Below are 229 nucleotides of genomic sequence, written 5' to 3'. Positions count from 1 at the left end.
GGTCTCTCCTGTAAGCCCTGTTGCACCAGTCTCACCTGTAAGCCCCGTTGCACCAGTCTCACCTGTAAGCCCAGTTGCACCAGTCTCTCCGGTCAGCCCCGTCGCACCAGTCTCGCCAGTCAGCCCTGTTGCACCAGTCTCGCCAGTCAGCCCCGTTGCTCCGGTCTCGCCCGTGAGCCCCGTCGCTCCCGTTTCTCCTGTGAGCCCTGTTGCACCAGTCTCGCCAGTC

Annotated in this window: 1 protein-coding gene; it reads right to left on the bottom strand. The window is 63.8% G+C overall.

The window, feature by feature from the left end; translation table 11 throughout:
• On the bottom strand, positions 1–229 hold a 229-nt coding region (locus C173_RS28090; RefSeq protein ID WP_036731484.1), incomplete at both ends, for a collagen-like protein.

Origin of the sequence: Paenibacillus sp. FSL R7-277 (genome assembly GCF_000517965.1) — a bacterium.
Taxonomy (GTDB): domain Bacteria; phylum Bacillota; class Bacilli; order Paenibacillales; family Paenibacillaceae; genus Paenibacillus_AQ; species Paenibacillus_AQ silagei.
This window is presented reverse-complemented; position numbering and strand designations above follow the sequence as displayed.